Annotated in this window: 13 protein-coding genes, 1 pseudogene and 1 riboswitch; of the genes and pseudogenes, 8 read left to right on the top strand and 6 right to left on the bottom strand. The window is 38.2% G+C overall.

Features of this window, described 5'->3' with window-relative positions; all coding sequences use genetic code 11:
• The 3 genes from ACEW8U_RS10595 to ACEW8U_RS10585 form a co-directional block, all read left to right on the top strand.
• The coding region (locus ACEW8U_RS10595) for a His/Gly/Thr/Pro-type tRNA ligase C-terminal domain-containing protein (protein WP_373522007.1) at positions 1–532 on the top strand (532 nt) is incomplete at its 5' end.
• A 592-nt stretch (positions 533–1,124) separates the two neighbouring features.
• Complete coding sequence (gene crtD / locus ACEW8U_RS10590; protein WP_373522006.1) at positions 1,125–2,588, top strand: 1-hydroxycarotenoid 3,4-desaturase CrtD; 1,464 nt, start codon at positions 1,125–1,127, stop codon at positions 2,586–2,588.
• A 36-nt stretch (positions 2,589–2,624) separates the two neighbouring features.
• Positions 2,625–2,798, top strand: a complete 174-nt coding sequence (locus ACEW8U_RS10585) for a PLDc N-terminal domain-containing protein (protein WP_373522005.1) — start codon at positions 2,625–2,627, stop codon at positions 2,796–2,798.
• Here ACEW8U_RS10585 and ACEW8U_RS10580 read toward each other — a convergent pair.
• Both ACEW8U_RS10580 and crcB read right to left on the bottom strand, forming a co-directional pair.
• Positions 2,793–3,689: a TIGR01777 family oxidoreductase gene (locus tag ACEW8U_RS10580; protein WP_373522009.1), complete on the bottom strand. Its 897-nt coding sequence runs from the start codon at positions 3,687–3,689 to the stop codon at positions 2,793–2,795. The genes ACEW8U_RS10585 and ACEW8U_RS10580 overlap by 6 nt on opposite strands.
• A gap of 53 nt (positions 3,690–3,742) precedes the next feature.
• On the bottom strand, positions 3,743–4,111 hold the full coding sequence (crcB, locus tag ACEW8U_RS10575) for a fluoride efflux transporter CrcB (RefSeq protein ID WP_373522004.1): 369 nt from the start codon (positions 4,109–4,111) through the stop codon (positions 3,743–3,745).
• Between the two features lie 155 nt (positions 4,112–4,266).
• Between crcB and ACEW8U_RS10570 the strand changes: the two genes are divergently transcribed.
• The 5 genes from ACEW8U_RS10570 to ACEW8U_RS10550 all read left to right on the top strand — a co-directional run bounded on the left by ACEW8U_RS10570 (position 4,267) and on the right by ACEW8U_RS10550 (position 12,177).
• A complete protein-coding gene (locus ACEW8U_RS10570) occupies positions 4,267–7,074 on the top strand; it encodes a M16 family metallopeptidase (protein WP_373522003.1) in 2,808 nt (935 codons plus the stop codon).
• A 2-nt stretch (positions 7,075–7,076) separates the two neighbouring features.
• A complete protein-coding gene (gene pnuC / locus ACEW8U_RS10565) occupies positions 7,077–7,703 on the top strand; it encodes a nicotinamide riboside transporter PnuC (RefSeq protein ID WP_373522002.1) in 627 nt (208 codons plus the stop codon).
• Positions 7,693–8,220 (top strand): AAA family ATPase, encoded by a 528-nt coding sequence (locus tag ACEW8U_RS10560; RefSeq protein WP_373522001.1) that lies wholly within the window; start codon positions 7,693–7,695, stop codon positions 8,218–8,220. Before pnuC ends, ACEW8U_RS10560 begins: the two co-directional genes overlap by 11 nt.
• A 139-nt stretch (positions 8,221–8,359) precedes the next feature.
• Positions 8,360–9,424: a fatty acid desaturase gene (locus tag ACEW8U_RS10555; protein WP_373522008.1), complete on the top strand. Its 1,065-nt coding sequence runs from the start codon at positions 8,360–8,362 to the stop codon at positions 9,422–9,424.
• Between the two features lie 90 nt (positions 9,425–9,514).
• Positions 9,515–9,611: riboswitch (TPP riboswitch) on the top strand.
• Between the two features lie 166 nt (positions 9,612–9,777).
• The gene (locus ACEW8U_RS10550; protein ID WP_373522000.1) at positions 9,778–12,177 is read left to right on the top strand and encodes a TonB-dependent receptor; all 2,400 of its coding nucleotides are present in this window, start codon (positions 9,778–9,780) and stop codon (positions 12,175–12,177) included.
• Here ACEW8U_RS10550 and ACEW8U_RS10545 read toward each other — a convergent pair.
• The 4 genes and pseudogenes from ACEW8U_RS10545 to ACEW8U_RS10530 form a co-directional block, all read right to left on the bottom strand.
• On the bottom strand, positions 12,174–12,998 hold the full coding sequence (locus ACEW8U_RS10545; RefSeq protein ID WP_373521999.1) for a hypothetical protein: 825 nt from the start codon (positions 12,996–12,998) through the stop codon (positions 12,174–12,176). The two genes, ACEW8U_RS10550 and ACEW8U_RS10545, sit on opposite strands and share 4 nt — an antisense overlap.
• A 151-nt stretch (positions 12,999–13,149) precedes the next feature.
• On the bottom strand, positions 13,150–13,614 hold the full coding sequence (locus ACEW8U_RS10540; protein WP_373521998.1) for a hypothetical protein: 465 nt from the start codon (positions 13,612–13,614) through the stop codon (positions 13,150–13,152).
• A complete protein-coding gene (locus tag ACEW8U_RS10535) occupies positions 13,592–14,218 on the bottom strand; it encodes a hypothetical protein (protein WP_373521997.1) in 627 nt (208 codons plus the stop codon). Before ACEW8U_RS10535 ends, ACEW8U_RS10540 begins: the two co-directional genes overlap by 23 nt.
• A 162-nt stretch (positions 14,219–14,380) precedes the next feature.
• Positions 14,381–14,521, bottom strand: a pseudogene (locus tag ACEW8U_RS10530) (3-oxoacyl-ACP reductase); the annotation flags it as partial.

Here is a 14,521-nt window from a genome sequence, read left to right as displayed (position 1 = left end):
CCACTCCCGGACAGATTTTGACCTGAAAAGTCATCAGGAATTCTCCAAAAAGAAACAGCAATATTTCGATCCAGAAATCAATCAGAATTATATCCCTTTTGTGATTGAGACCTCGATCGGTGCGGACCGCTTATTCCTTATGACACTGTGTAATGCATATGTGGATGAGGTAATAGATGGCAAGCAAAGGGTTTATCTTAAACTACATCCTGCCATAGCCCCTGTCAAAGCTGCAATTCTTCCTCTGACAAAAAAAGATGGATTGCCTGAAAAAGGAAAAGAAATTTTTGATGCTTTGAAATATGATTTCAATATCATTTATGAGGATTCGGCTTCCATTGGAAAGCGTTATGCCCGACAGGATTTGATCGGGACGCCATATTGTATTGCAGTAGACCATCAAACGCTAGAGGACAATACCGTTACCATCCGGCATAGAGATACCACCGAGCAGGAAAGAGTAGCGATTTCGGAGCTTCATGGAAGGTTGAGTATGGAGTGTAGCTTTAGGAGGATTTTTGAGAGGATATAAAACAAAAAGCAGAAAACCCCAAGAAAAAATGTTCTTGGGGTTTTCTGCTTTAATGGTTTGAAATCAACTCTGTTGATTCCACAAAACTGTGCGCATTTGATTGTTACCAATCAAATTTCAGATCAATAAAAAAAATTGGTATTTCCTGAAAGCTGATGTCCTCCAACAAAATTTGTTTCTTCAAAAACTCAAGAAAGCACCAATATTAAAATTGAAAATAGCCAGATCCCGAAGGCTAGGGTGAAAGGTGATTTATTTTTCATATACGTAAATTTGTTTTTTGTAAAAGTATAATATCAAAATGCAAAAAGCAAATAAAATACGTTTTTTTATTTATGAAATTCATTTTAATATGTTTATTAAGGTTTTATCAAATTTTAACAAACGATTAAACCATTTCATAATGAAAAAAATAGCGTTTTACTGAATATTTCTACACTGGAAAACTATTTATAGAATACACAAACATTTATTTGAATATTGAAAAATTACTCGTGTAGTTTTTTATTTCACGATGAATATCGATAACCTTGGTAAAGCGCTACGAAAAGATTGTTTTCCAACAACCTTCAGAATCATCAGTTATACCTTTATGTCAAAAAACGCCATCGTAATTGGGTCGGGAATAGCAGGACTAGCTGCTGCAATCAGGCTTATTAATAAGGGTTTTGAAGTATCCGTTTTTGAATCTAATTCATATCCTGGAGGAAAACTCTCAGAAATAACCATCAAAGGGTACAGATTTGATGCAGGCCCATCATTATTCACACTCCCTGAACAAATGGAGGAATTGTTTCTCCTTTCCGGAAAAGAGCCAAAGAAGTATTTTGATTATATCAAACTTCCTGTGGCCTGTCATTATTTTTGGGAAGATGGAATACAAATAAAGACTTGGGCAGATATCAATAAGTTTGCCGAGGAAGTAGAAAACAAACTCGGAGAACCTGCAGAAAATATCAGAAAGGCATTAAAAAAATCATCTTATATTTACGACCATCTGGCACCGCTATTTATGCACAGGTCATTGCATAAATTTGGAACCTGGACAAACAAAGAAGCTTTAAAATCCTATCTGAAGATGGGGAAACTTGGGATTTTCAGCACCATGCATCATGCCAATTCCAAGAATTTTGATCATCCAAAATTGGTACAGCTTTTTAACAGATATGCCACCTATAATGGCTCAAATCCCTATGAAACTCCCGCTACCTTAAATATAATACCTCACCTTGAATTTAATATAGGCGCTTTTTTCCCCAAAAAAGGCATGCATGACATTACCTTAAGCTTGTTTCATTTGGCAAAAGAATTGGGAGTGAAATTTAATTTCAATTCCAAAGTCGAAGAAATTTTGGTTGATAAGGATAAGGCAATTGGGGTATTGGTAAATGGCAAGAAAAACTATGCGGATTTGATTGTCAACAATATGGATATGGTCAATGCTTACAAGACCATATTAATAAAACAAAAGCAACCGACCAAATTGCTGGACCAACCCAAATCAAGTTCGGCTTTGATTTTCTATTGGGGAGTTAAAAAGGTTTTCCCTGAATTGGACCTCCACAACATCTTTTTTTCCGATAACTATAAGGAGGAATTTAACCATATTTTCCACCAAATGGATATTTACCAAGATCCAACAGTCTATATCAATATCACTTCGGTCTACAAACCTGATGACGCCCCGGAAAACTGCATGAACTGGTTTACCATGATCAATGTCCCAAACAATCAAGGTCAAGATTGGGACAAGGTTATCCAAGAGGCGAGAAGAAATATCATCCAAAAAGTGAATCGGATCCTCAAAACTGATATCGAATCTCTGATCGAGGTGGAAGAAATCCTTGAGCCAAGAACCATCGAAAGCAAAACCTCCAGTGCCAATGGTGCATTGTATGGCAACAGTTCCAATAATAGGTACGCTGCCTTTTTAAGACATGCCAATTACTCATCTTTCATAAAAAACCTTTACTTTTGCGGAGGAAGCGTTCATCCTGGAGGAGGAATTCCACTATGTCTTCTTTCTGCAAAGATTATGTCGGAAATGATTGAATGAAAAAACCACTTTAAATTAATTTAACCTTAAAAAATCATGTTTGGAATAGGAATCATTGGCTTGGCCATTTATGCATACACCATCTATGATGTTGTCTCCAGTAATTTTGGGGGACAAAATGATAAAATCGTCTGGGTTTTGGTGGTGATCTTTTTGCCATTTTTGGGGACTATTCTTTGGTTTTTGATTGGACGGAAGGGCACTTTATGAATTGAAGATTTTTTCTAAGGCATTCTCCAAAACAGGATATCTGAATTCAAATCCGGCATTTTGGATTTTCTTGGCAGAGACCTTATTACCGCCTAGTACCATTTGGGCCATTTCGCCTAAAAATATTTTTAAAGCTAATCCCGGCACACCTATACCCACAAACATTTTCCCAGCTTTCTTTGCAGCCGCTTTTGTAAGCTCAGCATTTGAAGCAGGATTTGGTCCTACCGCGTTATATACACCTTTTACGCCCTTGTTTTCTATGGCAAAAAGAAAAATCCTCGCCAAATCATCAATGGCAATCCAACTCATCCATTGTTGTCCATTGCCAAGGGGTGCGGCAACAGGCGGCTTAAGCATTTCTACCAAGGCGCCACCTTTATTATCCAATACTATCCCGATACGGAGCACTACTGTTCGAATTCCATAATCTGAAATATTTTTCACTTCACTTTCCCATGCGGCTACTACCTGCGACAAAAAATCATTACCCGGTTTTCCGTTTTCATCCATTAAGTTATCTCCGGTTTTGAAACCATAATAACCTACGGCTGACGCAGACACGAATACTTCAAGCTTTCTTTCAGATTTTTCAATGGCGTGTTTTAGAAGTAATGTACTTTGTGTCCTACTTTGCAGGATTGCCTGCTTTCTCTCAGCTGTCCATCTTTTGTCAGCCACTCCCTCTCCTGCAAGGTGGATGATTCCATCAGCCCATTGTAAGGCTTCAAAATCAATGGTTTGTTTCTCCACATCCCATGCAAAAGCCTTTTGCTTGTACTTTTCTGGACTTCTGCTAAGCCATGCGACTTCATAACCCTTTCTTTCCAACAATCCGGTGATTTTCTTTCCCACCAATCCTGAACCTCCTGTAATCAATATTTTTTTCATCATCAATTCTTTATGTAATTAACCAAGAGTTCTCAAATTGGTTAAAGATCATTTTATTTGACCAAACCAAAACCAGCAAAGACCGCTAAAACTCCAAGCATCAAACTACCCAATATGTATGCCATTGCAGTAAAGTAGTTTCCTGATTGAATCAGGCTAAGGTTTTCTGATGAAAATGTTGAAAATGTGGTAAAACCACCACAAAAACCCGTAATCAATAAAAGCGACCAATCAGCAGGGATGTTTTGATTTTTTGTAAAATATCCCAACATAAGACCTATCAAAAGACAACCTACCATATTGGCGGTGAATGTGGCAATAGGAAAACTATTCCCATAGAATTTATCTGTCGCTACTTTGACGAGGTATCTTAATATACTGCCAACTCCCCCGCCAATACCAACCAAGATGATTTGTTTCATATTTAAATGCATTGCTGAAATCTATGTTTTGATTTTTTTAAATAATCTGAAAATTGACTGAGGCTAATATTTATATAAATTTCCAGATTACCCGAACAAATTGCTTAAAATTGATTTTAAATTGTTGACATTATTATAATTCAAAACCAACTAAAATGACACCATCCAAGATTTTTCTCAATTTTCTTTTCATAATAGGATTTATCCTGTCCGGCTTTGCTCAAACAGATTTAGATCAAAAAATACCCCTTGACCCACGAGTTCGAATAGGAAAATTGGAAAATGGGCTTACTTATTATATCCAGCAAAACCCCAAACCCGAAAACAAAGTGGAGCTTCGGTTGGCGGTGAATGCCGGGTCGATATTGGAGGACAATGACCAGCAAGGATTGGCGCATTTTACAGAACATATGGCCTTTAATGGCACCAAAAGTTTTGAGAAAAACGAACTGATTTCTTACCTGCAATCCATTGGGGTGTCATTCGGCAGAGACCTCAATGCCTACACAGGTTTTGATGAAACTGTCTACATACTTCCAATCCCATCTGATGATGAAGAAAAGTTGAGAAGTGGCTTTTTGGTGATGAGTGATTGGGCGGGAGGGATTTTGATGGAGGAATCAGATATTGATGCGGAAAGAGGGATCATTGTGGAAGAATGGCGGACTGGTCAGGGCTATAGCCAAAGGATGCAGGACAAATACCTTCCTGTAATGCTTTACAACAGTAAGTATGCCGAACGCCTACCCATTGGGAAAATGGATATCATTGAAAATTTTGAATACGAAACTATCCGAAGATTTTACAGAGACTGGTATAGGCCCAACAACATGGCAGTGATTGCAGTCGGTGATGTAGAACCCGATAAACTTGAAGCTTTGATCTATGAATATTTCGGGGTTTTGGAAAACCCAAGAAAATACCCAGAAAGAGAACATTTTGAAGTGCCCGAACATAAGGAGACCTTTGTGAGCATTCTTACAGATGAGGAAGCCCCGGGAATTCATATTCAATTGTTTTATAAACATAAAGCCCTTCCCAGCGAAACACAAAGAGATTACAGGAATTTCGTCATTAGAACTTTATATGGAGGAATGTTAACGCAGAGGTTAGATGAAATAAGGCAGAAACCTGATGCACCGTTTATTTTTGCCGGAACAGGCTATGGAAATTTTGTCAGAGACTTGGATTATTTTTCAGCCTCAGGGGTCGTTGCCCCCGGAAAAGTCGAGGCAGGCATCCAATCCCTGATCATAGAAAATGAAAGGGTGGCCCAATTTGGTTTTACCGAGCCAGAATTGGACCGGGTAAAAAGAGCAGTACTTAACAGTGCAGAAAGGGCCTTTAAAGAAATGGACAAGGCCGAATCCCGGGCTATTGTGGGCAGGTATGTCAACCATTATCTCGAAGGTAATTTTGCGGAAGGAGAAGCTTGGAAGTACGAATTCTATAAAGAAATCCTTCCCACCATTAGCCTACAAGAACTGAATAATCTGGCAAAACAACTTGTTAGAAATGAAAACAGGGTCATCATTGTGACCGCCCCAGAGGCTGAAAAAGAAAATTTGCCTTCCGAAGACAAAATTCTTGCCTTGATTCAAGCAGTGGACAACATGTCGCTTAGCCCTTATGAAGAAAAATTATTGGCAGAGAATCTCATTGAAAATTTACCAGTTCCGGGTAAAATCGAGAAAATTTCAAAGATTGAGTCCATTGATGTTTCCGAAATGACACTAACCAATGGGGTCAAGGTATTTGTAAAATCCACGGATTTCAAAAATGATGAAATCGTTTTTTCAGCAACCGGAAAAGGCGGGGTTTCTTTGTACGGTGATGATGACCATTATTCCGCTAGTTATGCCGGTATTTTGGTAAATATCATGGGAATCGGAGATTTTTCTCCTTCTGACCTCAGAAAAATGTTGGCTGGGAAAAGCGTTTCTGTAACACCAAATATCGGCACCTATTCCCAAAATATTTCGGGTTCTTCCTCACCCAAGGATTTGGAAACAGCCATGCAGCTGATACACCTCTACTTCACACAACCCAGAAAAGATCGGGAACTTTTTGATGTGTACATGAACAACCAAAAAACGCAATTGGCTTCAGCCCAGGCAAACCCTGATTTTCAGTTTTCCAAGCATTTGAACAGGATTATTGCCAATGGTAATTTGAGGGCGATGAGTATCTATGATCCTGAGGATTTGGATAAAGTGGATATGGAAAGGGGATTGGAAATCTATGCAGACAGGTTTGGCAATGCCGCCAATTTTGAATTCTTCTTTACTGGAAACATAGATCTTGAGACCTTTAAACCACTATTGGAACAATACATAGGAAGCTTACCTTCGGATAAATCAAATACTGATCGATTTGTCGATTTGGGAATCCGGGCACCAAGAGGGGAAACAGAAATCATTGAAGTAGGCACTGATGAAAAAAGTCAGGTAATCCTATATTTTTCAGGTGAAACGGAATACGATAGAAAAAAAGCTACCGATATTTCCTATTTGGGAGAAATACTGACCATCAAGCTGATTGAGACACTTAGGGAAGAAATTGGAGGCGTTTATGGCGTCGGAGCAAATGGAAGTATGGGCATTCAGCCTGTTGACAATTTTTCATTTTCTATAGGATTCCCCTGCAGTCCTGCTATGGTGGATGAATTGATTGATGCTGCTTGGGCTGAAGTAAGAAAAATACAGGAAAACGGGCCAACTGAAGAAGACCTCAAAAAGGTAAAAGAGAAAAGAAGGATTGCTTTGGCCGAAAATCTAAAAAGAAACCAATATTGGAACGGACAGCTTTCAGCCTTTAGAACTTATGGATTTGATTGGGAGCTATTGTTGGAAGGCAGGAAATCAATTGAAGAAATGAATCAAGCTAGAATACAACATGCTGCACAGCAGTTTTTAACCAAAGAAAATCTTTTGGAGATTAGAAAATATCCAAAGAAATTTTAATTATGGACTTACAATGGATTTGGGAAGGAATCAAGGTTGGGGTAGCACAAATGACCTGGCTTGAAGCCGTGGCAGTATTTTTTGGAATAGCGAGTGTATTTTATTCGATCAGGAAAAATATTCTGGTTTTTCCTACGGGGATGGTCAGTACCATTATTTATGTATATATCTGCCTGAAATACAAGCTATATGCAGACATGGGCATCAATGCCTATTATTTTGCCATGTCTATTTATGGTTGGTACCTGTGGAGCCGTCAGAGCAATGGAAATCCTGAACTCCCAGTAACCTGGCTGAAAACAAAAGGAATTATTTATGCAGTCTTGCTTTTTTTAGGTTCTTATGGTGTTCTGTATTTAGTTCTGGCCAATTTCACCGACAGTGATGTCCCCTATTGGGATTCTTTTACTACAGCTTCAGCCTTTGTTGGAATGTGGCTGATGGCCAAAAAGAAAGTGGAAAACTGGATTGCGTGGATTATTACGGACCTTGTTTCTGTACCATTGTATTTTTACAAAGGATTGATGCTCACTTCATTTCAATTCTTATTTTTCACAGTTTTGGCGACCATTGGACTGTTTGAATGGATTAAAGCCGCAAAAGTAAAAGAGGAGCAATATGTTGCATAAAATCGTAGTGATCGGCCCTGAATCCACAGGAAAAAGTACTTTGTCAAAAAGTCTTGCAGCATATTTCAATTGCCCTTGGGTTTCAGAATATGCCAGAGAATACATTGAAAGATTGGACAGACCCTACAAGTATGAGGACTTGCTTGAAATTGCCAAAGGGCAAATCAATGAAGAAGAAGAGGCAATGAAACAAGCTGAAGGCCTTCTTGTCTGCGATACGGACCTACATGTTATCAAAGTCTGGAGCCAACACAAATTTGGAAAAACACATCCTTGGATAGAACAGCAAATATCCAATAGAAAATATGATCTGTATTTATTGACAGACATTGATATTCCTTGGGAAAATGACCCTCAAAGAGAACATCCGGAACCGGAGAAAAGAGAGTACTTTTTTAAGATTTATAAACAAATAGTAATCAATTCTGGTTTACCCTACAAAATTATTTCAGGTTCATTGAAGGAAAGATTAATGGAATCTGTTGAATTTATCGAAGGATCTTTTAAAATATGTTAAATCTTTTTATAATTATACCATCCTTCACATATTAAAGCTAAAGATGTTTATTTAAAGCTACCTTTGTAAGTAGATTGTATGTTAATCACCCTGCTTGTCATGCAATCTTAATAATTATAGTAATCTCAATATCAATATGATGCGTGCCCCAAGATTTAATAATGCCACTACTTTCCATTCAGATTTGAAGGAAAGAATAAAAAATTACTTTAGTGAAAAAAATGTAAAACAAACAGGAAATTCTTCTCTGTATTTCAAAGCCATCCTATTCGTGATTGCTTTTATTGCGGTATATATCCACTTAGTTTTCTTTACCCCATTTTGGGCCATTGGAGTTCTTGAGGCAATCCTTCTCGGTGGGTTGGCCTCAGCGATTGGATTTAATGTGATGCATGATGGCGCACATGGGAGTTTTAGTAGGAAAAGTTGGGTAAACGATCTTGCAGGTTCTTCTATCAATTTTCTTGGAGCCAATGTATTTATGTGGAAGACCAAGCACAATGTCGCTCATCATTCCTTCACCAATGTGGCTGAGCATGATGATGACATGAATGCAAGGCCATTGCTAAGATTAAACCATTCTCAGAAAAGATATTTAATTCACCGATATCAGCATCATTATTTCCTTTTGGTCTATTCCATTTTATACCTCTATTGGGTATTTGTCACAGATTATAAAAAGTATATTACAAAAAAAGTCGGATCTGTTCCAATTCAGAAAATGGACTGGAAAGAACATACTTCATTTTGGATGTTTAAGATTGTTCATTTAACCCTATTCGTGGCATTACCAATTTATATGGTTGGTTTTATGCCATGGTTGGTAGGATTCTTGGTCTTCGGAGTTTCAACAGGAATTTTCCTAAGTGTGGTATTCCAACTTGCCCATTCCCTAGAGGAAACATCATTTCCATTGCCTGATGAAAAAAATAAATTGGAAAATGACTGGGCTATCCATCAATTAAAAACAACTTCAAATTTTGCTACAGACAATAAACTACTTTCTTGGCTGGTGGGAGGATTGAATTTTCAGGTAGAACATCACCTTTTTCCAAACATCTCCCATATTCATTACCCTGAGATTAGTAAAATCATCAAGGAAACATGTAGGGAGTATGGAGTTCCTTATTTGGAACATCCAAAGATGAGACTGGCTTTTGCATCCCATGTTAACCACTTAAGAGAGTTGGGAAAAGAACACTGATTTACTAATATCACTAATCTAGTTTTGGCCAAAGAATGATTTCTTTGGCCATTTTTTTTGCTTCATTGCCATTTCCACCTACATTTGCATCAAGATCATTAGGGGTGCCTTAAAACAACGGGCTGAGATCATACCCACAATACCTGATCCGGGTAGTGCCGGCGAAGGGAAATGAGTAGCCAATAAAATAAAAACCATGAGGACTTAAGTCCACCGGGATTAATTCTGGGCAATGCATGCAATCATCATTGGTTTTTTATATTTATCGGTAACGGGTAAACTTCAAACAGAAAATCTCCCCTGATTTTCTGATGTTTAACCAAAGGCCATCGAATGGCAGATTTACAATCAACATGAAAAAATCAATTTTAATACTGGCCTTATGGCTGGTTGGAGTGATGGCGTATGGCCAAAGCAGTATTCGTGGAAACATTAAAAATGCGAATTCGGCTGAAGAATTGGTCGGTGCAAATATCATCTTGGTCGGTACAGGTCGCGGCGCAACAGCCGATCTAAACGGCAATTTCGAGATCAGAAATATTCCTAGAGGTTCTTACACACTTAGGGCTACATACCTAGGTTTTGAAAGCTTCAATACCGAAATTAATGTGCCTTCAACTGAAGCAATTCAAATCGAATTAAATCCAAGCAGTCTGTTGACAGAAGAGTTTATAGTCTACGCCACTAGGGCAACAGACAAGACACCAACAACTTTCAGTACGGTTGACAAATCAGACATTGCCAAGTTAAACCTGGGACAGGATCTTCCGATTTTATTGAATTTTACCCCGTCAGTGGTGTCCTATTCCGATGCAGGTGCTGGAGTTGGATATACCGGAATGAGAATCCGGGGATCTGATCAGTCAAGAATCAATGTCACGGTAAATGGAATCCCCATAAATGACGCTGAGTCTCATGGTGTCTTCTGGGTAAATATGCCTGATTTTGCTTCTTCTGTGGACAATATCCAAATCCAAAGAGGTGTTGGAAGCTCCACCAATGGAGCGGCTACTTTTGGAGCAAGTCTGAACATCCAAACCGACACGAGGCAAGACGAAGCATTTGCCGAAATCGACAATTCTTTTGGGTCCTTCAATACCATTAGAAACATGGTCAAAGTGGGCACGGGTCTGATCAACGACCATTGGGCTTTTGATGCCCGGGTATCACAGATTTCTTCGGATGGATTTATTGACCGGGCCAGCTCTGACCTAAAGTCCTATTTCCTTTCCGGAGGTTATTATGGAGAAAAGCATGTTCTAAAAGTGAATATGTTTGCCGGAGCTGAAGTCACCTATCAGGCATGGGAAGGAGTTCCTGAAAACCTTTTACAGACCAATAGGACATTTAACCCCTATACTTATGACAATCAGGTCGATGATTATAAACAAAACCACTATCAATTAATCTATACTGGGACATACAATCAAAACTGGAAAACAAATGCAGCTTTGCACTATACTTATGGCAGGGGCTTTTTTGAGCAGTTCAGACCCAATGACCGACTGAGCAGGTATGCACTGCCCCCAGTGGAAATCGGAGAAACCACCATTTCAAGAATGGACATCATCCGCAGGAGGTGGTTGGACAATGATTTCTATGGAGGTGTATTTTCGGTAAATTACATCTCGGATGATGGAAAATTGGATGCGGTAATCGGTGGTGGTGCCAATAGATATGACGGTGACCATTTTGGTGAAATTATCTGGATGCAGTATGCCGGTAACACCAATATCCGCGATAGGTATTATGACAATGTCGCCGTCAAAGATGACTTCAATCTATTCGCAAAGGCTACGTATGAAGTAAGCAATGGGCTTTTTCTGTACGGAGACCTACAAACTAGATGGATTGATTATACCTTTCAAGGTATTAATAATGATTTAAGGGATATTTCAGGGGAGACTTCTTTTTCCTTTTTCAATCCCAAATTTGGTTTTAACTATCAATCAGCCGAGGGAAAATCCTGGTATGCCTCCTACGCAGTTGCCAACAGGGAACCTGTCAGAAGGGACTTTACGGATTCTCCTATCGTAGACCGTGCACCCAAACCAGAGAACATGCAAAATATTGAAGCAGGTTATAAGCGCCAAGCTTCCACGTTTTCTTATTCAGCCAATCTCTATTACATGAATTATCGAGATCAGTTGGTGCTGACAGGTCAGTTGAATGATGTAGGCGCCTATGTCAGGGACAATGTAGCGGACAGTTACAGGTTGGGAATTGAATTGGATGGGGCATATAGGGTATCTCAAAAGTTTACCATAGGTGGCAACCTTGCTTTGAGCAGAAACAAAATCGCAGAATTTCTGGAGTATATAGACGATTATGCTGCACCGGAATTCCAGCAAGAAGTGATAACCCATACCGATTCAGACATTGCATTCTCTCCAAATATAGTAGCTGCAGCCATATTGGACTTCAGACCGATTAAGAACCTTGAATTTTCACTATTGAATAAATATGTCGGGGATCAGTTTATGGACAATACACAAAACGACAACAGAAAGCTCAATGCATTCCTCACAAATGATATCAGGTTGAATTATTCCTTGAGGCCAAGATTTGTAAAAAACCTTGAGTTTACGGTCATGATAAACAATATTTTCAACCAAATGTATGAGCCAAACGGATATACATTCAGCTATTTTGTAGCAGGTGAAGGGGCCGCAGGAAGAGAACTTGTTACTGAAAACTTTTATTATCCGCAAGCAGGAACCAATTTCCTGGCAGGTGTAAAAGTCAGGTTTTAAAAATTTGAATCCATATCAATTTGGTATTCCCCCATTAATGCCGAAAAAGTTGATCCTATGACAAAATCAGTCATAGGATCATTTTTTTTGGAAAACCAAACAATAAACATTTTTCTCATTGGACCTACTTGGACAGCCCCTAGGGACCTAGCGTTTTCTACAAACTCAAAACCTTTCAACCAAAATTCTGATCCCAACATTAGATCTACCACATTTTTTTTACCCGGATTTTGATAGTCAAATACAGGAAGAATGTCTATCCTTCTTTCACCATTTGACAACCAACCGACAAAGATTGGTCTGTCACCTATTTTAGTTCCATATTTTTCGCTAATAATGAAATTCCAAACCGAATCCTGGGAATTGGTTTCTATCACACCAAATAGATTATCAGAATTTTCCAACACTTCCTGATAACTTCCTAATGTAATCGATGAATTCCTTCCAAAAAAGGTAATCCCTTCCTTATTGATGCCCTCATAATTCATGTTGCGGTTCAAGTTGACCCATGCAGTATCCCCTTTGTCAGAGACAAATTCGAAAGACAATTTTCTTTCTGATGATGCGGTCTCCAAAGGGCTAAACAATTTCGACCTGTATTTACTTTTTGTCCAACCTGCTTTTGACTTGGTGACTTTAAAGGACTTATAATGGTATTTGATCATTCCTCCTCCCCCTTTCATACCGACTTCGAATCTTTCTCCATTTTCTTGAAGGTCGTCCGAAATAAACATCAGTTTTTGGGCTTGGGCTTTCGTAAAATCAAAAACCAAAAATCCTATCACAAAGCTTATGGTCAATAATCTTTTGAAGGGTTTCATAGATTTCAGGGCTTTAGGTTTAGGAATGATTTCAAGGGTTATTCTATGGGAATAAATTTAACTAAAAAACCAATTAATTTCCATAAATAAACCCTTATGATTTTGCAATCAATACCATTGCTTCAATAAATTTTTTCAAAAAATACTAAATTCAATTCCTGATACCTTCAGCAAAAAAATTCTTCTCCCAAAGTGTTCTATGAATAAGGTTGACCACATTCAAAATGTCATAAATATTTTTTGGATTGAAAGGGGAAATAGAAACTTGAAAATGGCCCATTTGGTCCTTTTCAATTTTAAGGTCAAAGGAATATTGAAGAGGTAAAAGAGCTGTAGGGAAAAAAATCACAGACGTTGCTGGAGAATAATGTTTCTGTTTCACCCCAAACCTCTGTTTTTGAACCGTAAAATTATTGGACACCAAATGGTTTTGAAATTTCCTTTCCCTAATGCACAAGGAGGATTGTTGAAGGAATTTTGGATTGAAATGATGGATAAGTTCCTGGCTTCCCTTTACAAAATGATACTTAATTCCATTTTCGGAATAAGTGTTCACATTAAGGTTATTTTTGATGCCGAGAAACTTCCAAAGGTTATCTATCCTGGGGAGTTCCATTTAGGTTTATTGAATTGTTGATTAACTTGTTATAGTCATTAATGGTAATTCGGAGTGCATCTTTACCGACTTCCCCTTCCAATATCGGAATATACCTATCTTCGTGCCATAACTCAAGTAAGGTGTTTTCAAGTATCAAAGGATAGAATTCTTCTACAAATGCAAGGTGTGAATATTTATCACCTCCTTCAAAAACCAATTCACCGTTTTTACTTTTGTCCTCCAAATTTGTCCATCTGATCTTAATTGGAAATTCTCCGGAGGTGGATTCAACAAATATATAAGCCTCATCTTTGACTCTGTTCAGAAGAATGGACAATCCCACAGAAACAACCTCTTCCGTTTTAGCCCTTTTGCCATAACGGTAAATGGTCATTTTCGCATCTTTTCTATTTTCAATATCATAGTAAGGAGCCCTGACATTTTTGAAATACAGTCTGTCCGCATCAGAGATCCTCATTGGACTTTCTTCTTTTCCTGAATTATTGGCCCTCCTTTCATTGAAAAATGACATGATCAACACAAACACCAATGACCCTATCCCAAAAATCTTCAGGATTCTTTTCATTTCAGGGGAAAAGGTATCATTGGATTTTTTGGCCATTTAATTCGTACTTGAAACAGTTTTAAGTAATTCGAAATAGATTTAAATATTATTGAAATATACTTTAGTGAAATTATAGCCTCTTCGGATTAGTCTGAATCTTATGCTAATATCTCAACCCTATTTCTAAATATTTCTATTGTATTTCTACAATATTTCAATTCAATGCACATAAGACCCCGCATTGATGTCGATGGTACATCCTGTAGCATGGTCAGCCAATCCCGAACAGAGTAATGTAACCATTGGTGCAATGTCCTTAGGTTCTGTCAATTGATTGAGTGCAATATCATTCAATGCAAA

Origin of the sequence: Aquiflexum sp., assembly GCF_041751335.1 — a bacterium.
Taxonomy (GTDB): Bacteria; Bacteroidota; Bacteroidia; order Cytophagales; family Cyclobacteriaceae; genus Aquiflexum.
This window is presented reverse-complemented; position numbering and strand designations above follow the sequence as displayed.